Origin of the sequence: Curtobacterium pusillum (assembly GCF_013359865.1) — a bacterium.
Taxonomy (GTDB): domain Bacteria; phylum Actinomycetota; class Actinomycetes; order Actinomycetales; family Microbacteriaceae; genus Curtobacterium; species Curtobacterium pusillum.
Genome location: NZ_JABMCE010000086.1, coordinates 148,428 through 173,729, shown reverse-complemented (window position 1 = coordinate 173,729; position 25,302 = coordinate 148,428). Strand labels below are relative to the sequence as shown.

The 25,302-nt window shown below is 70.9% G+C and carries 20 protein-coding genes and 1 tRNA gene; 15 read left to right on the top strand and 6 right to left on the bottom strand.

Translation table 11 applies throughout. From position 1 onward, the window contains the following. From HP507_RS17105 to HP507_RS17075, 7 genes are all read left to right on the top strand, one after another. Complete coding sequence (locus HP507_RS17105; RefSeq protein WP_175352995.1) at positions 1-1,365, top strand: NAD(P)/FAD-dependent oxidoreductase; 1,365 nt, start codon at positions 1-3, stop codon at positions 1,363-1,365. Then, a complete protein-coding gene (locus tag HP507_RS17100; RefSeq protein ID WP_175352994.1) occupies positions 1,365-2,687 on the top strand; it encodes a flavin monoamine oxidase family protein in 1,323 nt (440 codons plus the stop codon). Before HP507_RS17105 ends, HP507_RS17100 begins: the two co-directional genes overlap by 1 nt. 30 nt (positions 2,688-2,717) lie before the next feature. Continuing rightward, positions 2,718-3,371, top strand: a complete 654-nt coding sequence (locus tag HP507_RS17095; protein ID WP_271207351.1) for a DUF1345 domain-containing protein — start codon at positions 2,718-2,720, stop codon at positions 3,369-3,371. A gap of 469 nt (positions 3,372-3,840) precedes the next feature. Further along, positions 3,841-4,911, top strand: a complete 1,071-nt coding sequence (locus tag HP507_RS17090) for a nitrilase-related carbon-nitrogen hydrolase (protein WP_175352993.1) — start codon at positions 3,841-3,843, stop codon at positions 4,909-4,911. Beyond that, the gene (locus HP507_RS17085) at positions 4,908-5,930 is read left to right on the top strand and encodes an agmatine deiminase family protein (protein WP_175352992.1); all 1,023 of its coding nucleotides are present in this window, start codon (positions 4,908-4,910) and stop codon (positions 5,928-5,930) included. The genes HP507_RS17090 and HP507_RS17085 overlap by 4 nt, the downstream gene beginning before the upstream one ends. A gap of 145 nt (positions 5,931-6,075) precedes the next feature. After that, positions 6,076-7,488 (top strand): APC family permease, encoded by a 1,413-nt coding sequence (locus HP507_RS17080; protein WP_175352991.1) that lies wholly within the window; start codon positions 6,076-6,078, stop codon positions 7,486-7,488. Positions 7,489-7,497: 9 nt separating this feature from the next. Then, a complete protein-coding gene (locus tag HP507_RS17075) occupies positions 7,498-8,871 on the top strand; it encodes an NAD-dependent succinate-semialdehyde dehydrogenase (protein ID WP_175352990.1) in 1,374 nt (457 codons plus the stop codon). A 327-nt stretch (positions 8,872-9,198) separates the two neighbouring features. Here HP507_RS17075 and HP507_RS17070 read toward each other — a convergent pair whose 3' ends face one another. The 4 genes from HP507_RS17070 to gabT form a co-directional block, all read right to left on the bottom strand. Continuing rightward, the gene (locus HP507_RS17070; RefSeq protein WP_175352989.1) at positions 9,199-9,357 is read right to left on the bottom strand and encodes a hypothetical protein; all 159 of its coding nucleotides are present in this window, start codon (positions 9,355-9,357) and stop codon (positions 9,199-9,201) included. A gap of 110 nt (positions 9,358-9,467) precedes the next feature. Next, complete coding sequence (locus HP507_RS17065; RefSeq protein WP_175352988.1) at positions 9,468-10,835, bottom strand: flavin monoamine oxidase family protein; 1,368 nt, start codon at positions 10,833-10,835, stop codon at positions 9,468-9,470. Continuing rightward, on the bottom strand, positions 10,832-12,475 hold the full coding sequence (locus tag HP507_RS17060) for an NAD-dependent succinate-semialdehyde dehydrogenase (RefSeq protein WP_175352987.1): 1,644 nt from the start codon (positions 12,473-12,475) through the stop codon (positions 10,832-10,834). The genes HP507_RS17065 and HP507_RS17060 overlap by 4 nt, the downstream gene beginning before the upstream one ends. Then, on the bottom strand, positions 12,472-13,833 hold the full coding sequence (gene gabT / locus HP507_RS17055; RefSeq protein ID WP_175352986.1) for a 4-aminobutyrate--2-oxoglutarate transaminase: 1,362 nt from the start codon (positions 13,831-13,833) through the stop codon (positions 12,472-12,474). Before gabT ends, HP507_RS17060 begins: the two co-directional genes overlap by 4 nt. A gap of 92 nt (positions 13,834-13,925) precedes the next feature. Here gabT and HP507_RS17050 point away from each other — a divergent pair, with 92 nt between their 5' ends. Further along, positions 13,926-15,461 carry a PucR family transcriptional regulator gene (locus HP507_RS17050; protein ID WP_175352985.1) on the top strand — a complete coding sequence of 512 codons (1,536 nt, stop codon included), beginning with the start codon at positions 13,926-13,928 and terminating at the stop codon, positions 15,459-15,461. Positions 15,462-15,481: 20 nt separating this feature from the next. After that, a complete protein-coding gene (locus HP507_RS17045) occupies positions 15,482-16,102 on the top strand; it encodes a TetR/AcrR family transcriptional regulator (RefSeq protein WP_175352984.1) in 621 nt (206 codons plus the stop codon). On the opposite strand, the gene HP507_RS17040 is transcribed toward HP507_RS17045, so the two are convergent. After that, positions 16,012-17,592 carry an MFS transporter gene (locus HP507_RS17040; protein ID WP_217508898.1) on the bottom strand — a complete coding sequence of 527 codons (1,581 nt, stop codon included), beginning with the start codon at positions 17,590-17,592 and terminating at the stop codon, positions 16,012-16,014. The genes HP507_RS17045 and HP507_RS17040 overlap by 91 nt on opposite strands. Before the next feature lie 309 nt (positions 17,593-17,901). Beyond that, positions 17,902-17,988, bottom strand: a tRNA-Leu gene (locus HP507_RS17035). Between the two features lie 86 nt (positions 17,989-18,074). On the opposite strand from HP507_RS17035, the gene HP507_RS17030 reads away from it, so the two are divergent. Genes HP507_RS17030 through HP507_RS17005 form a run of 6 tightly spaced genes read left to right on the top strand, consistent with a single transcriptional unit; the run spans position 18,075 to position 25,294 of the window. Beyond that, a complete protein-coding gene (locus HP507_RS17030) occupies positions 18,075-18,755 on the top strand; it encodes an FhaA domain-containing protein (RefSeq protein WP_175352983.1) in 681 nt (226 codons plus the stop codon). Further along, positions 18,752-19,303 carry an FHA domain-containing protein FhaB/FipA gene (locus tag HP507_RS17025; protein ID WP_175352982.1) on the top strand — a complete coding sequence of 184 codons (552 nt, stop codon included), beginning with the start codon at positions 18,752-18,754 and terminating at the stop codon, positions 19,301-19,303. Before HP507_RS17030 ends, HP507_RS17025 begins: the two co-directional genes overlap by 4 nt. 6 nt (positions 19,304-19,309) lie before the next feature. Next, positions 19,310-20,659 carry a Stp1/IreP family PP2C-type Ser/Thr phosphatase gene (locus HP507_RS17020; RefSeq protein WP_175352981.1) on the top strand — a complete coding sequence of 450 codons (1,350 nt, stop codon included), beginning with the start codon at positions 19,310-19,312 and terminating at the stop codon, positions 20,657-20,659. After that, positions 20,656-22,092, top strand: a complete 1,437-nt coding sequence (locus HP507_RS17015) for an FtsW/RodA/SpoVE family cell cycle protein (protein WP_175352980.1) — start codon at positions 20,656-20,658, stop codon at positions 22,090-22,092. Before HP507_RS17020 ends, HP507_RS17015 begins: the two co-directional genes overlap by 4 nt. After that, entirely contained in the window at positions 22,089-23,543 is a 1,455-nt protein-coding gene (locus HP507_RS17010) for a peptidoglycan D,D-transpeptidase FtsI family protein (protein WP_175352979.1), read from the top strand. The genes HP507_RS17015 and HP507_RS17010 overlap by 4 nt, the downstream gene beginning before the upstream one ends. Further along, positions 23,540-25,294: a serine/threonine-protein kinase gene (locus tag HP507_RS17005; RefSeq protein ID WP_175352978.1), complete on the top strand. Its 1,755-nt coding sequence runs from the start codon at positions 23,540-23,542 to the stop codon at positions 25,292-25,294. Before HP507_RS17010 ends, HP507_RS17005 begins: the two co-directional genes overlap by 4 nt. Positions 25,295-25,302 lie beyond the last annotated feature (8 nt).

The window sequence follows — 25,302 nt, the reverse complement described above, 5'->3', positions numbered from 1 at the left end:
ATGAGCGCCTACCGGGGCGTCTCGTTCTGGCTCGACCAGCTCGTCTCCACCGGACGCGACGACCTGACGCCCCGGCCCCCGCTCGACGGCGACACGACGGCGGACGTCTGCATCGTCGGCGGTGGACTGACGGGTCTCTGGACCGCGTGGTACCTGCACCAGGCCGACCCGCGCCTCCAGGTCGTCGTCGTGGAACGCGAGATCGCGGGCTTCGGGGCGTCCGGCCGCAACGGCGGCTGGTGCTCCGCACTGTTCCCGCGGTCCGCGGCGTCCATCGCCGAGCGGCACGGACGCGACGCGGCTCTCGCCCTGCGGGCGGCGATGCGGGACACGGTCGACGAGGTCGGCCGTGCGTCGGCCGAAGCCGGAGTCGACTGCGACTACGTGAAGGGCGGCACCGTCCTCTACGCACGCTCCGCGGTGCAGGAACGGGCGGCACGAGACGAGGTCGCGTCCTCCGCCGAGTGGGGTGACGACATGACCTGGCGTCCGGCGCGCCCTGGTGACGCCGCGGGATCGGCGGGCGTCGCGTGGACACCGGACTGCGCGCGCGTCCAGCCCGCAGCGCTGGTGCGCGGCCTGGCGGCGGCCCTGGAGGCGCGGGGCGTCCGCATCGCGGAGCACACGTCCGCCTCGTCCTGGGACCGCGGGCGCGTGGTCACGTCACGCGGGACCGTGACGGCCGGTGCTGTGGTGATCGCGGTCGAGGGCTACGGCGCGCAGCTCGCGCAGACGCGGCGGCGGATCCTGCCGCTCTACTCGCTCATGATCGCGACCGCCCCGCTCCCCGCGTCGGTGTGGGACCGGATCGGACTCGAGCACGGACAGACGTTCTCCGACTACCGGCACCTGCTCGTCTACGGGCAGCGCACGGCCGACGACCGGCTCGCGTTCGGCGGCCGCGGAGCGCGCTACCACTGGGGCTCCTCGATCACGCCCGGGTACGACCGGGTGCCACGGGTGTTCGCGCACCTTCGCGCAGCACTCGTCGAGCTGTTCCCCGCCGTGGCCGACGCCCCGATCACCCACACCTGGGGCGGCCCGCTCGGCGTCCCCCGCGACTGGTGCGCCTCGGTGACCTGGGACGGCCACGTGGGGACCGCCGGCGGCTACGTCGGGGACGGGCTCTCGACGACGAACCTCGCGGGGCGGACCCTCGCCGACCTCGTGCGCGGGGTGACCTCGCCGCTGACCGCGCTGCCGTGGGTGAACCACCGGTCGCCGGACTGGGAACTCGAACCGCTGCGGTTCCTCGGTGCCAACGCCGGGCTCGTCGCCACGGACCTCGCCGACCGTGAAGAGGCGCTGACCGGGCGCCCGAGCCTCGCCGCACGACTCATGGCGCCGCTGACAGGAGGACACTGATGGCCACTGCTGCCGACGTCGTCGTCGTGGGGGCCGGCGCCGCCGGTCTCGCCGCGGCCCGGGCGCTGAACCGTGCGGGTCGGTCCGTGGTCGTGCTCGAGGCCCGGGACCGCATCGGTGGGCGCACCTGGACGGACTCCGCACTCGGCGTGCCGGTCGACCTCGGCGCGTCGTGGATCCACGGCATCGACGGCAACCCGCTCTGGGCCCTCGCGTCGGCCTTCGGCATCGAGACCGTCGAGTTCACCGTCGGGAGCTTCCAGTTCGACGGCCGTCCCATCGCATGGCACGACCCGGCCGGCCGCCGCGTCGCCCCCACGGCGGCGGCGGCGTTCACCGCGGACCTGCACGCCGTCGACGCGGCGCTCCCCGCCGTCGTCGAGCACGCCCCACCGCCCTCGACCTACGCGGCCGCGGTCGACACCGTCCTCCGCGGTCTGCGGATCGAGGGCGACCGGGCCGTCCGGGTGCGCGAGTACACCGCGCACCGCTCGGAGGACCTCTGCGGAGCACCCGTCACGGTGCTCGACGCGCACGGTCTCGACGAGGAGCACGTGCCCGGCGACGAGGTCGTGTTCCCCCGCGGGTACGGCCAGTACGCGACCGCACTGGCCGACGGGCTCGACATCCGGCTCGGCGCGGTGGTGCGCTCCGTCACGACGAAGGACACCGGCGTCGTCGTCGGACTCGCGGACGGCACGACGATCGCGGCCGGACACGCGGTCGTCACGGTGCCGCTCGGCGTGCTGCAGGCCGGCGACGTCGTGTTCGAACCGCCGCTGCCGCCCGAGGTCCGCCGTGCCATGGGCCGGCTCGGCATGGGCACCTACGACAAGGTGTTCCTGCGCTTCCCGTCGTGCTTCTGGGGCGACGACTGGGTGATCCGGCAGCAGGGCTCCGCCGGCGTCGACTGGCACTCCTGGTACGACATGTCTCGGGTGACGGGCGAGCCCGTGCTCGCGGCGCTCCTCGGCGGTCACGGGGCCCGGCGGATCGAGGAGCTGCCGGACGGCATGGTCGTCGACGAGGCCGTCGCGGCGCTCCGGCGGATGTTCGGCGATGCGGTGCCCGAGCCCGAGGCCGTGCGGATCACCCGCTGGAAGGCCGACCCCTTCGCTCGGGGCTCGTACTCGTACCTGCACGTCGGGGCGTCGCCGGACGACCACGACCTGCTCGGCACCCCGGTCGGCCCCGTGCAGCTCGCCGGCGAGGCCACGTGGGGCGACGACCCCGCGACGGTGCACGGCGCGCTGCTGTCCGGGTTGCGCGCGGCGTCCCGGATCCTCGGGACGGAGGTCGTCGCCGCCGACCTGGTCGACTGAACCGGCGCCGCCGCGCTCTACACTCGGCCCGTGAGCACGACGACGGCACGTCCGCAGCACGAGCACCGGGTGCCGGTCGCCATCGCCGTGCTGGTGAACCTCGCGCTCAGCCTGCTCCTGCCGAACCAGGTCCTGCTCTTCCCCTCGTGGGTCATCCCGTCGATCGGGGTCCTGCTCCTCATCCCGCTCGTCGTCTTCAACCCGCGCCGCCTCACGCGCGAGACGACCTGGTCACGGTGGCTGTCGTTCTCCCTGGCGATCCTGCTGACCGTCGCGAACCAGCTCACCGTCGTCCGGACGATCGTCGAGCTGCTCACCGGACACGCGAACGGCGGCGCCGTGCTGCTCACCGCCCTCCAGGTGTGGGTGAGCAGCGTCATCGCGTTCGGCCTCGTGTACTGGGAGCTCGACCGCGGTGGCCCGGTCGCACGGCGGCGACCCGAGCTCTTCACGAGCGCCGAGGCGGACTTCCAGTTCCCGCAGGAGACCGATGCGAAGACCGCTGCATGGCGCCCGGTGTACCTCGACTACCTCTACGTGGCGCTGACGAACATGATGGCGTTCAGTCCCACCGACACGATGCCGATGACCGTCCGCGCGAAGATGATCATGGCCTACCAGTCGCTCGGCGGGTTCATCCTGCTCGCTCTGGTCATCTCCCGCGCGGTCAACATCATCAGCTGAACTCCAGTCATCCCCGCGGCACACCGCCGGCGGGCGCCTCGCACGAGGAACGTGCGAGGCGCCCTGGGTCTCAGCCCTTGCGCCACAGGTCGAGCAGGAGCCGGGCCACGGTCACGAGCAAGCTCGCGATCCCCAGCCACGGCACCGATCGGCCGCGACGCGGTTCGGTGTCGTTCGACATCGGACCACCTTCGTGTCAGCGCCGGCGGACACGAGAAGTGCAGGCCGAGGGATGCAACTCACTCACAGAGCGGGCTACACTGGTTCCGAGTTCAGGCTCGGGACCCTGGTTGTCCCTCGTTCTCCACTCGGAGGACAAATCGAAGCCCATCACTGTTTGCCCAGTGGTGGGCTTCAACTTTGCCCGGGCGACGTCCCGGCGGTGACGAGGCCCGGGACCAGCATACTGATATGCGGGGTACTCCCAGAGGGGGTTGTGCGTGTTGATCGCATGATCAACAATGGCGACATGGACGTCATCATCGGCACGCCGCAACCGTCACCGCTCCACGAAGACACCGGCGTGCCCCGCCGCACCGTCCGGGTCGCCCTCGTGCAGGCCCGGTGGCTCGAGGACTCCGCCGCGCACGAGAGCCGGCTCGCCGACGGCATCGCCACCGCCGCGGCGAACGGCGCCACCGCGGTGTTCCTGCAGGAGCTCACGCTGTCGCGCTACCCCGGCGACACACCGGCGGGCGACGTCCCGAAGGAGCACGCGGAGTCACTCGAGGACGGGCCGACGATCACCTTCGCGCGCGAGCAGGCCCGACGGCACGGTGTGTTCGTGCACGCCTCGCTGTACGAGCGTCCCGCCGAGGACGACCGGCCGGAGGACCCGCGCGGCTACAACACCGCGGTGCTCGTCGGCCCCGACGGCACCCTGGTCGGTCGGACCCGCAAGACCCACATCCCGATCAGCGCCGGGTACTACGAGGACACCTACTTCCGCCCGGGCAACGACGACGACGCCTTCCCCGTGTACGAGCCAGCCGGGCTCGGAGCGCGCGTGGGCCTGCCGACCTGCTGGGACGAATGGTTCCCCGAGGTCGCCCGCTCGTACGGGATCGCCGGCTCGGACGTCCTCGCGTACCCGACCGCGATCGGATCGGAGCCGACCTTCCCGGACTTCGACACCGCTGGGATCTGGCGGCAGGTGATCGTGGCGAACGGCATCACGGCGGGCCAGTTCATGGTCGTGCCGAACCGCTGGGGGAACGAGGGCGACATCACGTTCTACGGCTCGTCGTTCATCTCGGACCCGTTCGGTCGGGTGCTCGTCGAGGCCCCACGCGACGCGGACACGGTGCTCGTCGCGGACCTCGACCTCGACGCCCGCGTGGAGTGGCTCCGGCTCTTCCCCTTCTACCTCACCCGGCGACCCGACCTGTACGGCGGCCTGGTGCGGGACGTCGACCCCGTCCGCGACGGCTACGGCGCGCGTGAGGCGATCCGCGCCTCCATCGCGAACGTACCGGCCGAAGGACGGCCGACCGACGCAGCCGCGAACGCTGCGTGCGACGCTGTGGCGGCGCACTCGTGACCTGGCGGATGCCGGCGGAGACGGCGCCGCAGGAACGGACGTGGATGGCGTTCCCACGGCCCGGCGCCACCCTCGGTGACGACCCGGCGAGCGCCGAGGCCGCGCGCACGGCGTGGGCGACGACAGCCAACACGATCAGCGAGTACCAGCCGGTGACGGTCGTGGTGGACCCGGTCGCACGCGCCGACGCGGACCGACTGCTCTCCGGCGCCGTCGACGTGCTCGAGGCCCCGCTGGACGACTTCTGGATGCGCGACATCGGCCCGACCTTCGTCGTGGACGACGAATCCGGTGCGCGCGGCGCGGTCGACTGGATCTTCAACGGCTGGGGCGCGAACTCGTGGTCGACCTGGACCCGCGACGCGGACGTGGCAGCGACCGTGGCGAGCGCCGCGGGCGTCCAGCGCATCCCGTCACTCCTCGTCAACGAGGGCGGGGCCATCCACGTCGACGGCACCGGCACGGTACTGGTCACCGAGACGGTGCAGCTCGACCCCCGGCGCAACCCGTACGCCGACCGCGCTCGCGTCGAGGATGAACTCGCACGGACGATCGGCGCCACCGACGTGATCTGGCTGCCCCGCGGCCTGACCCGGGACTACGACGGCCTCGGCACCCGCGGGCACGTCGACATGGTCGCCACCTTCGCCGGAGCCGGAACGGACACCATCCTGCTGCACGCGCAGCCGGACCCGGGGCACCCGGACCACCTCGTCATGCCGATCATCCGGCGGGCCCTCGAAGCGGCGACCGACGCGACGATCGTGGAGCTCCCGGCACCGGCGACGCTGACGGACGACGGCGGCCCGGTGGACTGGAACTACGTGAACCACGTCGTGGTGAACGGAGCGGTCATCGCCTGCGGGTTCGGTGAGCCGGAGGCGGACGACCGTGCTCGCGGGATCCTGGCGGACGCGTACCCGGGGCGCGAGGTACGCACGGTCGACGCGCGCGAGGTGTTCGCCCGCGGCGGCGGCCTGCACTGCATCACCCAGCAGCAGCCGGCCGCCGGGCGGTAGCGACTCCGCACCTGACGCGGTGTACAGCACGTCCTGATCCCCTGTACACCGCGTCCGGTCCGCTCCCCCGACGCACGCGGATATGGTGCTCCGAACCGGACCGGGCGACGAAGCCCGGCCCCGAACCACAGGGAAGACAACGCACATGGCATCACCCATCGCGGTCACCGCCCCGGTCGCCCCGGCGCGCGGCGGTTCACTGAAGCGGAGCCTCGGGCTCTGGGCGATCGTCGGCCTCGGGCTCGGGTACATGACCCCGACCGTCGTCTTCGACACCTTCGGCATCGTCTCCGGCGAGACGAACGGCGCCGTCCCCAGCGCCTACGTGATCGCGCTCGTGATCATGCTCCTCACGGCCGTGAGCTACGGGAAGATGGTCCGCGTCTACCCGGCGGCCGGTTCCGCGTACACGTACGTGCGGGAGTCGATCCACCCGAACGCCGGCTTCATGGTCGGGTGGGCCTCGCTCCTCGACTACCTGCTGCTGCCGATGGTGAACGCGCTCATCATCCGGCTGTACCTCGAGCAGGTCTTCCCGTCCCTGCCGGCGTGGGTGACCGTCGTCGTCTACACGCTGTTCGTCACGACCGTGATCTGCCTGTCGATGCGCGGCACCTCGAACCTCAACATGGTGCTGCTCATCGGCGCGATCCTCGCGATGATCGCGTTCGTGGTCTTCGCCGTCATCGAGCTCGTCCGCGGAGCCGGGGCGGGAACCGTCGTCAGCACGGAACCGTTCGTGCACGACGGGGTGACGATGTCGGCGCTGCTGACCGGTGCGACCGTCGTCTGCTTCTCGTTCATCGGCTTCGACGCCGTGACGATGTACACGGAGGAGGCGAAGTCCGTCCGGATCATGCCGAAGGCGATCCTGCTGACGGTCCTCATCGGCGGACTCATCTTCCTGGTCTCCGCGTACTTCGCGCAGCTGCGCTTCCCGACGAACGGCCCGTTCGGCGAGTTCACCGACGACCCGCTGCCGCAGATCGGCCTGCTCGTCGGCGGCAGGGTGTTCCAGGCGATCCTCGTCGCCGCCGGGTTCGTCGCCGCTCTGGCCTCGGGGCTCGCGTCGCACGCGAGCGTCGCCCGCATGCTGCTCGTGATGGGCCGGAACAACGTCCTCCCGAAGAAGGTGTTCGGCTACGTCAGCCCCCGTACCCGCACGCCCATCCCGAACGTCATCATCGTCGGGGCCGTCACGCTCCTCGCGATGACGTTCTCGCTCGACACGATCTCGTCGTACATCAACTTCGGCGCCCTCATCGCGTTCACGTTCGTCAACCTGACGGTCATCGTGCACTTCGCCTGGCGCGAGGGCCGCCGGCACACCGCTCGCGACCGCTTCACCTTCATCGTGCTGCCCGGCGTCGCGATGCTCCTCACGGGTGTTCTCTGGTCACAGCTGCACGCCGACGCCCTCATCGCCGGCGGGGTCTGGGCCGCGATCGGGTTCGTGTACCTGCTCGTCATCACGAAGGGGTTCCGGATCCAACCGAAGGGCTTCGACGAGAACCAGCCCGTGACGGGTGTGAACAAGCAGCTCACCGACCAGGTTTGAGAGGACCGCATGACCGACTACGCCGTCACCGACCCGACCACGGGTGAGGTGCTCCGCACGTTCCCGACGATCACCGACGACGAGCTCCGCGCCGTGATCGCCCGCGCCGACCGCACGCACGCCGAGTGGTCGCGCACCAGCACCGTCGCCGACCGCGCCGCGCTCCTGCACCGCGTGGCCGAGCTGTACCGGGAGCGGCGGGACGACCTCGCCGCGACGATCGTCCGCGAGATGGCGAAGCCGATCGACCAGGCCGTCGGCGAGGTCGACTTCTGCGCCGACATCTACGACTACTACGCCGACCACGCCGAGGAGTTCCTCGCCGACCAGCCGATCACCCTGGCCGAGGGCAGCGAGGGCAGCGCCTTCATCCGGAAGTCCTCGGTGGGGGTGCTGCTCGGCATCATGCCGTGGAACTTCCCCGCGTACCAGATCGCCCGGTTCGCCGGCCCGAACCTGCTCATCGGCAACACCGTCCTGCTCAAGCACGCTCCGCAGTGCCCCGAGTCGGCGCTCGCGATCGAGGCGGTCTTCCACGACGCCGGCTTCCCCGAGGGCGCGTACACGAACGTCTTCGCGACCAACGACCAGGCCGCTGACGTCATCGCCGACCCGCGCGTCCAGGGCGTCTCCCTCACCGGTTCGGCGCGCGCCGGTGCCGCCGTCGCCGAAGTGGCCGGTCGGAACCTGACGAAGGTCGTCCTCGAGCTCGGTGGCTCCGACCCCTTCATCCTGCTGTCCACGGACGACCTCGACGCCGTGGTCGAATCCGCCGTCGCGACCCGCCTCGAGGGCAACGGGCAGGTCTGCAACGCTGCGAAGCGCTTCCTCGTCGCCGACCACCTGTACGACGACTTCCTTGCGAAGTTCACCGCCGGGATGTCGGCGGTCTCCCCGACCGACCCGACCACCCCGGGTGCCGAACTCGGTCCGCTGTCGTCGCCGGCGGCCGCCGACCGGCTGCAGGAGCAGCTCGCGGCCGCGACCGCGCAGGGCGCGACCGTCGTCACCGGTGGCGAGCGCGAGGGCAACGCCTTCACGCCGACCGTCCTGACCGACGTCACGCCCGAGAACGACGCCTACCGCGACGAGTTCTTCGGCCCGGTCGCCGCCGTGTACCGCGTCGAGGACGAAGACGCCGCGATCGAGCTCGCGAACGACACCCCGTACGGCCTCGGCTCGTACCTCTTCACCACCGACGCCGAGCAGGCACTCCGGGTCGCGGACCGCATCGAGGCCGGCATGGTCTACGTGAACATCGTCGGTGCCGACAGCCCCGAGCTGCCCTTCGGCGGCGTGAAGGCGAGCGGCTTCGGTCGCGAGCTCGGCCCGCTCGGCGCCGACGAGTTCGTCAACAAGAAGCTGATCCGCATCGGCGCCTGACCGCGGATCCCTGGATCGCACCGCGATCCAGCATCTGCGAGGCGTGCCTTCTCAGACGAACGCCTTGTTTCCGGCAATCACGAAGGCCGCGATCATGAGCAGAACCCCGAGGGAGATGAGAACCATCTCGGTGCGCGTACTGCGGTGGTTCTGATTCCGCACCTGCCCTCGTGCTCGCGCACCTGAACTGATCAGACCCAGACCCGCGAGCACACCGGCGCCGAGCACAAGCAAGCCGAACAAGTCCTGCCATAGCTGTTGAGACACGAATCGTCTGAGGAGTTCGAGGAACCGCTCCGCCCGCTAGGCCGAGAAGCGGCCCCTCCGCTACTGCGGGTCGGCCGGCTCACCGCCGGAGTCGTGGTCGCTGTCCTGGGCCGGGTCCTCCGTGGCGTTCCCGGACGGCGACCCATCCGGGAGGTCCTCGGTGTACTGCCGCTCGTCGTCCGTCGGCTCACTGCTTCCGTTGGGAGTCGTGTCGCTCATGGCCGGGACGCTACGCGCGGCCAGCGCCACGTTCGTACAGGCGACCCGATGACGGACTGGAGGCGCGACACCAGCCTGCACCGCGCCTCCAGTCCGTCTCGGGTGCGGGTCTACTGCACCGCCGGCTGCGGCAGCGCGGCGAGGATCTCCGCGGCCGCTTCGCGGCCCATCCGGACCGCCCCGTCCACGTGCTGGTACCCGTGCCCGGCCAGGTCGCTCGACGCGAACCGGATCGGACCGACGGCCGCACGCTGGTCGGCGCCGTACCGGACGAGGCCGCCGAGGTCGAAGCTCGCCGCGTACGCACCGCGGGTCCACTCCTCGGTGCCCCAGTCGCTCTCGTAGTAGACGACGGGCCGGAGCGCCTCGTCGCCGTAGTAGTGCGCGAGCGAGGCGAGGACCCGGGCCTTGCGCTCCTCGGCGGACAGCGCGAAGGCGTCGTCGGCGTGCACGTCGGAGACGAACCCGACGAGGGTGCCCTGCTCCTCGCCGTACGACGTGTTGTCGTACGCCTCGTGCACGAGCTCGTACGGGCTGAACGCGGTGCCCGACAGTCCGGCGCCACGCCAGAACGGCCGGTCGTAGACGGCGTGCACCTTGATGACGAACCCCATCGACAGGTGCTGGTGCAGCTGGTGCTGACGGCGCGGCAGCGGCGGCTCGTAGGAGATGCGTGAGTAGAGGGGCGGCGGGACGGCCACGAGCGCCTGCCGGGCGCGCACCTCGATCCCACCGTCGGCGAGCGCCACGACGCCCTCGTCGTCCCAGCACAGGGTGCGCACCGGTGCGTTGAGGTGGACGTCATCGCCCAGGCGTGCTGCGAGCCGCTGGGAGACCTGCTGCATCCCGCCGACGACGCGCTTGTCGAGGATGAAGTCCGCGTCGACGAGGTTGGTGAAGCTCCCGGCGGACGCGGCCATCAGCAGGGCCTGCAGGGCGGAGAACGCGTGCGCGGGCTTCGTCAGCATGGCGCCCGCGATGAACAGCTCGACGTTGTCGGTCGCGACCCGGTCGTCGCTGAGCGTGTGGAGCCAGGCCCGGAACGACGTCTCGTCGAGCGCGGCGGCGCCGGGTGTCTCCCACGGGCGTGCCGGGTCGACCTTCGCGACGTACTCGTCGACGACGGTGACGAGGCGTTCGATCTCGGCGGCGCTGGCCTCGGGCAGCGGGAAGATGTCACCGGTGTACTCGGTGCGGGTGCCGTGCTCATCGATGTAGACGCTCGATCCCTCGCGGTAGCGGTCGTACGTCTCGAGACCGAGCTCGTCGAGGGTCTCCAGCAGCGCGGTCTGGTCCGGGGAGACCCATTGGCCGCCGATCTCGAGCGTGACGCCCTCGATGTCGTTCGTCCACGTGCGGCCGCCGACCCGGTCCCGGGCCTCGAGCACGGCGACGCTCTTCCCCTCGGCGACCAGGCGGTTCGCGGCGGTCAGGCCGGTCACGCCGGCTCCGATGATGACGACGTCTCTCTCGATCATCGTGCTGCTCCTTCGTTGGTCCTGCTGGCGGGCGTCCGTCGCTCCCGGAACGGGTCCGGGGTCAGCGTGTACATGGTCTCGAGGTACTCGGCGATGCCCTCGCCACCGCCCTCGCGCCCGAGGCCGGACTGCTTCACGCCGCCGAACGGCGCGGACGCGTTCGACACGACGCCGGTGTTGAGTCCCAGCATGCCCGTCTCGAGCCGCTCCATGAGGCGCTGTCCGCGGGCCGGGTCCTCGGTGAAGGCGTAGCCGACGAGACCGTACTCGGTGTCGTTCGCCGCCGTCACGGCCTCGTCCTCGGTGCGGAAGGTCCGGATCGCCAGGACCGGGCCGAAGATCTCGTCGCGCAGCAGGTCGCTGCCGGGCTGCACGTCGGTGAGGACTGTGGGCGCGTAGAACGTGCCCGATCCGTCGACGGGGTGTCCGCCGGTCCGGAGGGTCGCACCACGGTGGAGCGCGTCGGTGACGAGGCGGTGGGCCTTGTCGACGGCGCGGGAGTCGATGAGCGGGCCGATGGCGATGCCGTCCTCGGTGCCGCGGCCGACCGGCATCGCGGCGACGCGTTCGGTGATCCGACGCGCGAACTCCTCGGCGACGTCCTCGTGCACGAGGAACCGGTTCGCCGCGGTGCAGGCCTGCCCGGTGTTCCGGAACTTGGCGAGCAGGGCCCCCTCGACGGCGAGCTCGAGGTCCGCGTCCTCGAACACCAGGAACGGGGCGTTGCCGCCGAGTTCCATGCTGGTCCGGAGCACGGTGCCGGCGGCCTGTCGCAGGAGTGTCCGACCGACCGGGGTCGACCCCGTGAAGGACAGCTTCCGCAGGCGCGGGTCGCCGATCACGGGCTCGGAGAGGGCTGCTGCGCTCGTGGTGGGGACGACGTTGACGACCCCCGCCGGCACTCCGGCCTCGAGCAGCAGGTCGGCGAACAGCAGTGTGGTGAGCGGGGTGAGCTCTGCGGGCTTCACGACGACGGTGCACCCGGCGGCGAGCGCGGGGGCGATCTTGCGGGTCGCCATCGCGAGCGGGAAGTTCCACGGGGTGATGAGGAACGCGGGACCGACCGGCTTGTGGGTGACGACCGCGCGGCCGGTGCCCTCGGGGTTCGTGCTGTAGGAGCCGCCGATGCGCACGGCCTCCTCGGAGAACCAGCGGAGGAACTCGCCGCCGTACGCGACCTCGCCGCGGGCCTCGGCGAGGGGCTTGCCCATCTCCAGCGTCATGAGGAGCGCGAAGTCCTCGCGGCGGTCCTGCAGCAGGTCGAACGCACGGCGCAGGACCTCGGCGCGCTGCCGCGGTGCCGTGCGTGCCCAGCCCGCTCGTGCTGCGTCGGCGGCGGCCAGCGCACGGACACCGTCTTCGGGGGTTGCATCGGCGACCCGCAGGAGCGTCTCGCCGGTGGCCGGGTCGACGACGGGGAACGTGGCGTCGTCGGCCGCCGACCGCCAGGTCCCGTCGATCAGGAGGCCCGTGGGGACGCGGTCGAGGACGGCCTGCTCGGCGGCGGGTCCGGTCGCGTCGGGGACGGTGGGCCACGCGGCGGCGGCGGCGCGGGTGGCCGTGGTCGCGGTGGCGGTCGCCGCGGTCGCCGGGGCGGTCGGGGTGGTCGGGGTGGTCGCCGCGGTCGTCTGGGTGGTCATGCTGCGGCCAGTCCTTCCAGGACGACGTCGAGGCCCTCACGGAGCAGGTCGTCACTGATTGCGAGCGGGGGCAGGAAGCGCACCACGTTGCCGTACGTGCCCGCGGTCAGGGCGATCACGCCGTGCTCGTACGCGTACCGGACGATGCTGCCGGTGAGCGCCGCGTCCGGTTCGCCGGTGACGGGGTCGACGAGTTCGATCGCGACCATCGCCCCGCGGCCCCGGACGTTGCCGATCCTCGGATCGGCGGTCTGGGCCGCGCGGAGTCGGCCGAGCAGGACCGCACCGATCGCCGCGGCACGATCGATCAGCCCGTCGTGCTCGAACGCCTCGATCGCGGCGAGCGCGGCGGCGCACGCGACGGGGTTCCCGCCGTAGGTACCGCCGAGGCCGCCCGCGTGGACGGAGTCCATGATGTCGGCTCGGCCGGTCACCGCGGACAGCGGGAGGCCACCGGCCATGCCCTTCGCCGTGGTGACGACATCCGGCACGATCCCCTCGTGCTCGCTCGCGAACATCGCGCCCGTGCGGGCGAAGCCCGTCTGCACCTCGTCCGCGATGAAGACGACGCCGTTCGCCGTGGTCCACTCCGACAGGGCGGCGAGGAAGCCCGGGGCGGGCTCGACGAAGCCGCCCTCACCCTGGATCGGCTCGATGAGCACGGCGGCGGTGTTCTCGGCGCCGACCTGCTTCTCGATCTGCGTGATCGCGCGCTTCGCCGCCTCGGGGCCTGACAGACCGTCGCGGTACGGGTAGGACATCGGGACGCGGTAGACCTCGGGGGCGAAGGGACCGAAGCCGTTCTTGTACGGCTGGTTCTTCGCGGTGAGTGCCATCGTGAGGTTCGTCCGCCCGTGGTAGGCGTGGTCGAACACCACGACGGCCTGCCGACCGGTGTGCTTGCGGGCGATCTTCACCGCGTTCTCGACGGCCTCGGCACCGGAGTTGAACAGGGCGGTCCGCTTCTCGTGGTCGCCCGGGGTGAGCCGGTTGAGCGCCTCGGCGACCGCCACGTACCCGTCGTAGGCGGCGATCGTGAAGCACGTGTGGGTGAAGGCCGCGACCTGCTCCTGCACGGCGGCGACCACGCCGGGGTGCGCGTTGCCGACGCTCGTCACGGCGATCCCGGAGCCGAGGTCGACGAAGGAGTTGCCGTCCGCGTCGACGACCACACCGCCCCCGGCGGCCACGACGGCGATCGGGACGGCCACGCCGACACCGGCGGCCACGGCGGCGGACTTCCGTTCGAACAGCTCGCGGGAGCGCGGGCCGGGGACGGCCGTGACGAGCCGCCGTTCCTGGGGAAGCGCGGGGCCGCCCGCAGCGGCGCTGATCGAGGGTGCAGCGGTGGAGGACATGCGGCGATGGTAGGAGCGTCGGAGCGCAGCCCCCACTGTCCACCGTGTACATCGGACGGGGTGGTGATCGACTCTGCGGATAAGGTTCCTCCATGCCCGCGACCCTGCGTTCCCTGCTGCACCGCGCCGACCTGCACCTCCGACTGCTGACCGGTGCCGAGGCCGCCGCCCTCGACGAACCACTGTCCTGGCTGCACAGCTCGGACCTCGAGGACCCGACTCCGTTCCTGGCCGACGGACAGGGGCTGCTCACGACGGGCACCCAGTTCGGCGTCGACACCGAGGTGACGGAGGCGGTCGCCACCGACTACGTCGCACGACTCCGGCATCGCGGGGTCGTCGCGCTCGGCTTCGGCACCCAGGTGGTCCGCGCCGGCACACCGGCGCAGCTCGTCGACGCGTGCGCGGCCCAGGGTCTCCCGCTCTTCGAGGTCCCGTACGAGACGTCCTTCATCGCCGTCGCCCAGGCGAACGCGGACGCCGTCGCCCGGGACGCCAACGCGCGGAACGCCTGGGCCCTGTCGGCACAGCGGGCGATCTCCCTCGCCGCGATGCGTCCGGACGGCCTCGGCGCCACGATCGCCGAACTGTCCCGGCAGCTCGACGGGTGGGTCGGGCTCTTCGACGTCTCCGGACGACTCGACCGCGTCCACCCGGCCGACGGGATCCCGCCGGAAGACCTGGAGCTGCTCCGCACGGAGTCGCTGCGACTCCTCCGGGCCGGACAGCGGGCCAGTCTGCCCGTCACCACCGAACACCGCACCGGGTTCACGCTGCAGACGCTCGGGAGCGGCGGACACCTCATCGGGGTGCTCGCCATCGCGAACGGCGGTGCGCTCGACCGCGCCGGACGCGAGGTCGTCACGGCCGTGATCGCCCTCGCCGGTCTCGCGCTGCAGCAGAACCGCGAGCTCGCTCGAGCCCGTGGTCTGCTGCGCACCGGCCTGCTCACGATGCTGTCCGTGGGCGACCCCGCCGTCGTGGACTCCACCTCGCGCGAGGTGTGGGGGCCGCTCCCGTCGGAGCCGGTACGGATCGCGGCCGTCGACGTCCCCGACCAGGACCTCGACACCATCGTCGACCTGCTCGAACTGTGGGTCCAGGACCGTCCCGGACACCTCTTCTTCGCCGTCGACGACGCGCTGTTCCTCTGCGTCGGCGCGGACGACACCGCGGTCGTGGAGGAACTCGTCACGCGGTACGACCTGCACGCCGGACTCTCCGACGGGGCCTCGTACCGGTACTTCGGGCGCGCCCGCACCGAGGCGGTGCAGGCGCTCGACCGCCGGCGCGAGGGACGCCCCGGCATCACCGAGTTCGGCGACCTCGCCCGCGAAGGGGTCCTCGCACACCTCGCCCACGTGGACGTCGATGCCGGCGCCGTCGCCCGTGCCTTCCTCGCACCCCTGCTCGACCACGACCGCAGCGCCGGCACCGAGCTCACCCGCACCGTCCGGGAGTGGCTGGCGCAGAACTGCGAGTACGACCGGACCGCGCAGGCGCTCGGCATCCACCGCCACACGGCCCGCGCACGGGTCGAACACGCTGGGCGTCTGCTGGAACGGGACCTGTCTGTCTTCGCCACCCGGGCCGACCTCTGGGCGGCGTTCGTCGTCGAGGGCGCCTGAGACACGCCTACGCTGGGAACGTGCCGACGACACCGGCCCGCCGGCGCCTCAGCCCGGCCGAACGGGAGTCCCAGATCGCCGCCGCCGCGATCGAGGTCGCCCGGACGGAGGGACTCGCGGCCGTCACGCTCCGCGGGGTCGCCGGCGCGATCGGCGTCGCACCGTCCCTCGTGGCGCACTACCGGCCGAGCATGGAGGACCTGGTCGGCGGTACCTTCCGCACCGTCGCGAGCGCCGAGGTCGCGGACGTGCGGGCCATCGTGGGCGCCGCGACGGATCCGGTCGCACGGCTCGCCACACTGCTGTCCTGCATCGCCGACCCTGCCCGCGACGACGTCGCCGCGCTCTGGGCCGACGCGTGGAGCCTCGGCCGGACGAACACCGTGCTCGCCGCGGCGGCGCGGGACGTCATGGACGACTGGCAGTCGCTCGCGACCGAGGTGGTCGTCGACGGTGTCCGCGCGGGGGTGATGCGGACCGACGACCCCGAGGAGGTCGGCCGGCTGCTGTTCGCGCTCGTCGACGCCACGAACGGGTACGCCCTCGTGGGCTACCTCGACCGCCCGGCGCGCGAGGGGTTGGTCCGCTCGACGATCGCCCGCTCCGTCGGACTCGACGACTCGGCGCTCGTGATCTCCTGACCGGCTCGTGGTTCGGGCCGCACGAGCAATGCCGCCAACAGCGCCACCACGACCGCGACGACGCCGGCGACGATGAACGAGGTGTGGAGACCTCCGAGGAAGGCATCGCGTGCGACGCGCGCACCGGCCGCGCCGAGGTGAGACGGCACGATGCCCTGCGCGAGGCCCTGTCGCGCGGCGGTGTCGAGGCCGAGGCCCGCAGTTCCGGAGAGCACTCCAGCGCTGACGACGGCGGACAGCACCGAGGTGCCCAGCGCACCGCCCAACTGCAGCGACGTCGCCTGGAAACCGCCGGCGACACCGGCGAGGTGGACCGGCGCTCCTCCGACGACCGCCTCCGCCCCGGCCGTCATCGTGAAGCCGGCGCCGAGGGCGAAGACGACGAACGGGATCGCCATCCCGATGTACGGCGAATCCTGGGTCGTCCCCGTCAGCGCGAACAGCGCTGCCCCGATCATGAGCAGGCCGACCGTGAGGATCCGACGGACACCCCATCGGCGCACCAGTGCAGCACCGATCGGCGACGCGACGATCGACACGCCGCTCAGCGGGAGCTGCATCAGACCGGCTTCGAGTCCGGTCGCGCCTCGCAGGTTGAGCATGTAGAGCGACAGGAAGAACGTGACGCCGAGCATCGCGAAGAAGTTCGCGCCGACGGCCAGGCCGCCGATGGACACCGAGGACGAACGGAACAGCGACATCGGCAGCAGCGGCGCGGTGACACGGAGCTCGACGACGATGAACACCACGAGCAGCACCAGTCCTCCCAGGAGGACGCCGAGTGTGAGCGGGCTCGTCCAGCCCCACGACTCGGACTGCACGACGGCGAGGACGATGCCGAACAGACCGAGCGCCAGGAGCACCACGCCGATCACGTCGAAGCGTCCACGGTGCGGAGCCGTCGACTCCTGCAGTACCAGGGCACCGAGCACCACGCCGATGACGGCGATGGGGGCGTTGACGAAGAAGACGGACTCCCATCCGAGCCGTGCGATCAGGATGCCGGCGACGATCGGTCCGGCGGCGATGGCGACCGAGGACGCGCCTCCCCAGACGCCGACGGCGAGAGCGAACCGCTCCTTCGGGAACGTGGCGCGCAGCAGCGCCAGGGTCTGCGGCATGAGCAACGCCGCGCTGAGACCCTGCAGGGCGCGGAACACGACGACACCGGAAGCGGTGCCGACGAGTCCGATCGCGACCGACGTGACGGCGAACGCGACGATCCCGATCAAGTACATGCGGCGTCGACCGAAGCGGTCACCGAGCTTGCCGCCGAGGATGAGGAACACGGCGAGGGCGAGCAGGTACGCGTTCGTGACCCACTGCAGTTGGCTGAACGTCGTGCCGAGATCGGCGGCGATCGCGGGGTTCGCGATCGAGACGACGGTGGCGTCGAGGCCGACCATGAACAAGCCGAAGCACACGGCGATCAGGGTGGCGGTCGGGTGGCCGCGGAGGGGGCGGCGGGTTCCAGGCATGGCAGTGCCCACGGGGGACTCCTTCGGACGACACGGATCGTGCTCCGGCGGGAAGCCGCACGGCGAGTGGCACGAGGGGTGCGAACCGAAGGACGCGGGGGTGACACCGATCGGGGCGATGCACGAGCCGTCCGGCGAACTCGCGCGACGGACGACCCCCTTGGTTCAGGCAGAGCGACGATAGCAGAGCGCCGTGGCTCCTCGTCAGCGATCACCGGAAGGGCCCACAGACGGGAAGAGGGCCCCCGTCCTTCCGGACGAGGGCCCTCTTCTCTGCTGTCCGGTTCTCCGATCACGATCGGGAGACATCCGAACAACCTCTGGTGCGCGAGGGGGGACTTGAACCCCCACGCCGTTTCCAGCACACGGACCTGAACCGTGCGCGTCTACCAATTCCGCCACTCGCGCCAGCCCTGGAACACTACCATGCACAGACGGTGCCAGACGCCAACCACTACCATGCAGAGGTCGACGACCGAGAACACTGGAGACCCATGGGCCTGTTGGACAGCTTCGAGCGAGGGCTGGAGCGCGCCGTGAACGGCGCGTTCGCGAAGACCTTCCGCTCCGGCGTGCAGCCCGTCGAGATCTCGAGCGCACTCCGCCGCGAGCTCGACACGAAGGCTGCGGTCGTGTCCCGCGAGCGCATCCTCGTGCCGAACGAGTTCACGGTGCGGCTCGCTCCGCCGGACTTCACCCGCATGAACGATGTCGGGCGGCCGCTCATCGACGAGCTCTCGCAGAGGGTGCAGCAGCACGCCGTCGCGCAGAACTACTCCTTCTCCGGGCCGGTCACGATCCGGCTCCAGCAGGACGGCACGCTCTCGACCGGCATCCTGCAGATCGACTCGACGACGGTGCAGCGGGACGTCTCCTGGATCGCCGTCCTCGACATCGGGTCGCAGCGGCACAAGCTGCAGCGCGGACGGACCGTCATCGGTCGCGGGACGGACGCCGACATCACCGTCGCGGACACCGGCACGAGCCGGAAGCACGTCGAGGTGATCTGGGACGGCAAGCACGCCCAGGCCAACGACCTCGGGTCGACGAACGGGTCGAAACTGAACGGCGAGCGCTTCCAGCAGGCCATCGTCGAGCCGGATTCCACGATCGAGATCGGTCGTACCCGTATGGTGTTCCGGGTGATCCCCGAGAACGACGGAGGTGTCAGGTGACCACAGGGCTGACCCTGCTCGTCCTGCGCTTCGCGTTCCTCGCGGTGCTGTGGCTGTTCGTGTTCGTGATCGTCTTCGCCCTGCGGAGCGACCTGTTCGGGCAACGCGTGCGCACCATCCCGACCGATCCGAAGGCCGGCGCGTCCGGCCCGACGACCCCCGCAGTGCCGGCAGCAGCGGCACCGGCCCCGGCATCGGCCGGTGCCTTCACGGACGTCATCGGTCAGCCTGGAGGCGCGCAGCAGTCCGCCGCGCCGGTGGCCACCCGCCTCGTGATCACCGAGGGATCGCGCGAGGGCATGGAGATGCCGCTCGGCGGCGGACCGATCACGATCGGCCGTTCCAGCGAGTCCAACGTCGTCATCCGCGACGACTACACCTCGACGAACCACGCCCGCCTCGACCTGCGCGCCGACGGCTGGCTCCTCACCGACCTCGAGTCCACGAACGGCACGTTCGTCAACGGTCAGAAGGTGACCGCTCCCGTGACCGTCGCGGAGCGGACGCCGATCACGATCGGGACGACGACGTTCGAGCTGCGGCGGTAGCCCCGGATGACGGCTCGCACGCTGAGCGCCGCTGTGTCCCACGTCGGACGCATCCGCGCGAACAACCAGGACTCCGGCTACGCCGGGCAGCACCTGTTCGCGGTCGCGGACGGCATGGGCGGGCACGCCGGCGGTGACGTCGCCTCGGCGATCGCCATCCGCCGCATCCGTGAGGTCGACCGCGAGTTCCCGTCGGCGCACGACGCGGAGTTCGCGCTGCAGTCGGCGCTCATCGCGGCGAACCAGCTGATCACCGAGACGGTGTTCGAGCACCAGGAACTCACCGGCATGGGCACGACCGTGTCCGCGATGATCCGGGTCGGCGACCAGGTCGCGATCGCACACATCGGCGACTCGCGGATCTACCGCCACCGGGACGGCGAGCTGCAGCAGATCACGTCGGACCACACGTTCGTGCAGCGCCTCGTGGACAGCGGACGCATCACCCCGGAAGAGGCCGCCGTCCACCCCCGGCGCTCGGTGCTCATGCGCGTGCTCGGCGACGTCGACGCCGCGCCCGAGGTCGACACCGCCATCATGGACATCCAGCCGGGCGACCGCTGGCTGCTCTGCTCCGACGGCCTCTCGTCGTACCTCGCCGAGGAGCGCATCCGGCACGCGCTCGCGTCGAACATGGACGCGAACCAGGTCACGCAGCGCCTCGTGAAGGAGACGCTCGACCACGGCGCGCCCGACAACGTGACCGTCGTGGTGATGGACGTCACGGACACCGAGCCCGCCGACGACGACGACGCGGCGACCACGGTCGGTTCCGCCGCGGCACCCCTGACCTTCGAGGCGTCGACCGGCCGCAAACCGATCCGCCTCCCCACGATCCTGCTGCACCCGCTCAAGGTCACGACGGCGCCCGAGGACTCGCACTTCGAGCCCGAGTCCGACCAGTTCTTCGCCGAGCTCATCGCCGAGGACCGCCGTCGCCGGATCCGCCGTCGCATCTCGTGGACGATCGCCCTCGTCGTGGCGATCGCCGCCCTCGTCGGTGCGGTCTTCCTCGGCTGGCGGATCATCCAGGACCACTACTACGTCGGCACCGACCGCGGCACCGTCGCGATCTACAAGGGCGTGCAGCAGTCCATCGGACCGATCGCGCTGTCCGACGTGTACGAGGACACCGACATCACCGTGTCGTCGCTGCCGGACTACACGCGGGAGAACGTCCGGTCGACCATCAACGCGCAGTCCCTCGACGACGCGCGCGACATCGTCGACCGGCTCCGGAAGGCCGCCGAGACGGGCCAGGACCAGGCCGGCACGGGTGGTGACGCCGGTTCGTCGGCGTCGCCGACGCCGACCGGGTCGCCGACGCCGTCCTCGTCGCACGGGGCGAAGCGATGAGCAACGCCACGGCCCAGTCCTTCACGCAGGCGATCACGATCAAGCTGCGGGAGCCCGCGCGCGCCCGGAACCTCGAGCTCGTGCTGCTCGTCATCGCGTGCGGCATCTGCGCCGGCGCGATGGTCCTCGTGCAGCTCGGCACGAAGGGGCGTCTGTTCGACACCTCGGTGCTGTGGGTCGGCTCGGGGATCCTCGGGCTGGCGCTCGTCATGCACGTCGTGCTGCGGATCGTGGCGAAGAACGCGGACCCCTTCGTCCTCCCGGTGGCACTCGTCCTGAACGGCATCGGCATCGCCGAGATCTACCGGATCGACATCCACAACGGCCTGTCCGGGTGGTCGGCGATCGGCGTGAAGCAGATCGTCTGGACGATGCTCGCGATGGTCCTGGCGATCATCACGGTCTCCGTCGTCCGGAACCACCGCTTCCTGCAGCGGTACCGCTACATCTTCATGTTCCTGACGATCGCGCTGCTCCTGCTGCCGATGCTGCCGGGCATCGGCGAGAACGTCGGCGGCGCGCGGGTCTGGATCAAGATCGGCCCGTTCTCGTTCCAGCCGGGTGAGCTCGCGAAGATCACCATGGCGCTGTTCTTCGCCGGGTACCTCGTCACCGCCCGGGACTCGCTGTCGATCGTCGGCCGGAAGTTCCTGGGGATGACGTTCCCGCGCGCCCGCGACCTCGGCCCGATCCTCGTGATGTGGGGCGCCGCGATGAGCGTGCTGGTCTTCCAGCGCGACCTCGGCACCGCGCTGCTGTACTTCGGGCTGTTCCTCGTGATGCTCTACGTCGCGACCGGCCGGCTCAGCTGGGTGCTCATCGGACTCGTGCTGTTCGTCGGCGGCGCGGTGATCGCGGCCAACGCGCTCGTCTACGTGCACGGACGCTTCGAGCAGTGGCTCGACCCGTTCAACCAGGAGATCTTCGCGCGGCAGACGCAGGGCAGCTACCAGCTCGTCCAGGGGCTCTTCGGCTTCGCGAACGGCGGGATCACCGGCACCGGTCTCGGCCAGGGGCGCCCGTACATCACCCCGGTCGCGAACGCGGACTACATCATCGCCTCGCTCGGCGAGGAGCTCGGGCTCATCGGCGTCTTCGCGATCCTGGCCCTGTTCATCATCCTGGCGTCCCGCGGCCTCCGCGTCGGGTTCATGGCGCAGGACGACTTCGGCAAGCTGCTCGGCGTCGGTTTCGGCTTCGTGATCGCCCTGCAGGTGTTCGTCGTCGTCGGCGGCATCACCCGGGTCATCCCCGTCACCGGTCTCACCACACCCTTCATGGCGGCGGGCGGTTCGTCCCTCATCGCCAACTGGATCATCGCTGCGATGCTGCTGCGGCTGACCGACGCCATCCCTCCCGAACAGCGCGTGCAGCAGGGTGCGATCCCCGCAGCGCGCGGTCGCGGTACGACCAGGAAGGAGCGCAGCCGGTGAACCGACAGCTCCGCGGTGTCTCGACCGTCATCGTGCTCATGTTCGTCGCGCTCTTCGTGTCGACGACCTCGATCCAGTTCTTCTCGGCGGACTCGCTCCGCGCCGACTCCCGGAACTCCCGGACGATCCTCGCCAGCTACTCCACGAAGCGCGGCGCGATCCTCGTGAACGGCAGTCCGATCGCCGAGTCGACCCCGGTGGACGACCAGTACCAGTACCAGCGGAAGTACACGAACGGCGACCTGTACTCGGCCGTCACCGGGTACTTCACGATCGGGCAGGGCAACGCCGGCATCGAGAGCGCCGAGAACACCGTTCTCTCCGGCAACTCGGACGCCTCGTTCTTCCAGAACCTCAACGCGATCCTCACCGGCCAGGACGTCCAGGGCGACAACGTCAACCTGACCATCGACCCGGACGTGCAGCAGGCCGCGTACGACGCCCTCGGCGACAACACCGGCGCGGTCGTCGCGATCCAGCCGAAGACCGGCAAGATCCTCGCGATGGTGTCGAAGCAGGGCTACGACCCGAACTCGCTGACGTCGCACGACACGCAGAACGTCATCGACCAGTACAAGTCGCTCGAGTCGAACGCCGCGAAGCCGCTGCAGAACCGGGCGATCGGCGGCGACCTCTACACGCCGGGATCGGTCTTCAAGCTCATCGTCGCGTCGGCGGCGCTCGAGGGCGGCAAGTACAACCTCGACTCCGAGTTCCCGAACCCGTCGCGCCTGCAGCTCCCCGGTACCAGCACGTACATCAACAACGCCGAGGGCGGCTCCTGCGGGGGCGGCGACACCGTGAAGCTCCGCACGGCGATCCAGTACTCGTGCAACATCCCGTTCGCGGAGCTCGGGCAGAAGCTCGGGTACGACGCGATCAAGAGCATGGCGGACAAGTACGGCTTCGGCGACGCGATCGAGGTGCCCATGCGCGCCACGGCCAGCCAGTACCCCGACGTCGACTCGACCGCGCAGCTCATGCTGAGCTCGTTCGGCCAGGCGAGCGTCCGGGTCTCCCCGCTGCAGATGGCCATGGTGTCGGCCGGCATCGCGAACGACGGCAAGGTCATGCAGCCCTCGCTGGTCGACTCGATCACCACGAGCGACCTGAAGACGGTCGAGTCCTTCTCCCCGAAGCAGTACAGCAACCCGCTCTCACCGTCCGAGGCGAGCGACCTCACCGAGGCCATGCAGAGCGTCGTCAGCTCCGGGACCGGCACCAATGCCAAGATCGACGGTGTCGACGTCGCAGGGAAGACGGGTACGGCGGAGGGCGGCACGGGCGACCCCTACACGCTGTGGTTCACGGGCTTCGCCCCGGCGAAGGACCCCGAGGTGGCCGTCGCGGTCGTCGTCGGGAACGGCGGCGGACTCGGGCAGTCCGGAGTCGGCAACACGGTCGCGGCCCCGGTCGCGAAGAAAGTCATGGAGGCGGTGCTGAACAAATGAGACCCACCAGCGGACTCACCTTCGGTGGGCGGTACCAGCTCTCGTCCCGAGTCGCCATCGGCGGCATGGGAGAGGTGTGGCAGGCCACCGACCTCGTCATCGGCCGGACCGTCGCACTCAAGATCCTGAAGGACGAGTACCTCGGCGACCCGGGCTTCCTCGAGCGCTTCCGCGCCGAGGCCCGTCACGCTGCGCTCGTCAACCACGAGGGCATCGCCAACGTGTTCGACTACGGCGAGGAGGACGGCAGCGCCTACCTCGTGATGGAGCTCGTCCCCGGCGAGGCGCTCTCGACGATGATCGAGCGGGAGCACACGCTCCCGGTCGACAAGGTGCTCGACATCGTCGCGCAGACCGCGAACGCCCTGCAGGCCGCGCACGCCGTGGGCCTCGTGCACCGCGACATCAAGCCCGGCAACCTGCTCATCACGCCGGACGGCCGCGTCAAGATCACCGACTTCGGCATCGCGCGCATCGCCGACCAGGTCCCGCTCACCGCGACCGGGCAGGTCATGGGCACCGTGCAGTACCTCTCGCCGGAGCAGGCGAGCGGACACCCGGCGTCGCCGTCGACGGACATCTACTCGCTCGGCATCGTCGCGTACGAGTGCCTGGCGGGTCGCCGACCCTTCACCGGCGAGTCGCAGGTCGCGATCGCGATGGCACACATCAACGAGCAGCCGCCCGCGCTCCCCGGGGACATCCCGGAGCCGGTGTCCGCCCTCGTGATGTCGTGCATCGCGAAGAAGCCCGCCGATCGTCCGGCCACCGCTGCGAACCTGGCCCGCGCGGCACAGGCACTCCGCCGCGGGGACGTCGCGGCGGCGACCGTCGCCGTGCCGGCCATCGCGGCGGCCGGCGGCACCGTGGCGTTCAACCCCCCGCAGGCGCAGGGGAACGACGCCGCGACCGCGCTCATCGGCACGTCGGCCGGTGTCGTCGCCGGCGGTCCGGGGACCCCGGGCTCGCCGGTCGCGAGCGAGGACGAGGAGCCGAAGAAGAAGCGCGCGTGGATCTGGTGGCTCGTCGGCGGCATCGTCGTGCTCGCCATCGCCGCGCTCATCGCGGCCTTCGCCCTCGACGGGAACGGTTCGCCCGAGCCCTCCGCGTCGCCGTCGTCCGCGAAGGCCACGCGCTCGCACACGCCCACGCCGAGCGCGACACCCACGGAGACACGTGTCCTCGTGAACGCGGCGGACTACGTGGGACTCTCGGTCGCCGATGCCCAGGCGAAGCTGTCGCAGGCGGGACTCACGCCCCAGGTGGAGGACGGCGACACCGCCCCCAGCGCCGACAAGGCGAACACGGTCGAGTCGATCAGCCCGACCGGCAGTCTCGCCGTGGGTTCGGTCGTCGTGATCCAGCGGTACACGGAGCAGCCGACCGTGAACCAGCCCAACTCGGCGTCGCCGGGAACGGTGTCCGCTGACGGCCAGGTGACCTTCACCTGGGCTGCCGCGACGTGCCCGACCGGCTACACGGTGGCCTCGTACGCGTACACGATCACGGGTGGCAAGGACGCCTCGAGCAAGACCTCGGGGACGCTCGACGCCGACCACCGCTCGGTCCCCGTGCAGATCGACGCGGCCGGCAAGGCCGCCTCGCTGAGCTACACCGTGACCTGCGGGAACCTCCCCGCGTCGGCCGCGTCCGAGGCCGCCACGAGCGACACCTGGCAGGCGACCGACGAGCCGACCACGGACCCGACCGACGGCAACAACCCGAGCCAGGGCCCGCAGGACGACAACTGAACGTCCCC